Annotated in this window: 1 protein-coding gene; it reads left to right on the top strand. The window is 48.0% G+C overall.

The window, feature by feature from the left end; genetic code table 11:
• The coding region (locus IBT46_RS27540; protein ID WP_234480331.1) for a hypothetical protein at positions 1-229 on the top strand (229 nt) is incomplete at its 5' end.
• Positions 230-304 lie beyond the last annotated feature (75 nt).

Raw genomic sequence — 304 nt, 5'->3', positions numbered from 1 at the left:
TGCATGGCATGCAAGAGGTCAGCGGTTCGATCCCGCTTATCTCCACCAAATTCTCAAACAGGTCGTTGTTAAAAATAAATCTGCTTCGGCGGATTTTTTTTCGTTCATTTTTTACGACCACGCGGCTTCTCGCATAAAAAAACGGGGTAACCCGTTTCAGGTCCCCCGCTTAATCACTCACTATTTTAGCGCTGTAGTGAGAAACACAATCGCTTTACCCTCCGATTAATCTGCGTTGCCATATCCTTCAGCACAGCACAGCACAGCACAGCACAGCACAGCACAGCACAGCACAGCACAGCAC

The organism is Erwinia sp. S38 (assembly GCF_016624545.1).
Lineage (GTDB): Bacteria > Pseudomonadota > Gammaproteobacteria > Enterobacterales > Enterobacteriaceae > Erwinia > Erwinia coffeiphila.
Note: the sequence above shows the minus strand (reverse complement) of the source record. Positions and strands in the feature narration are given on the sequence as shown.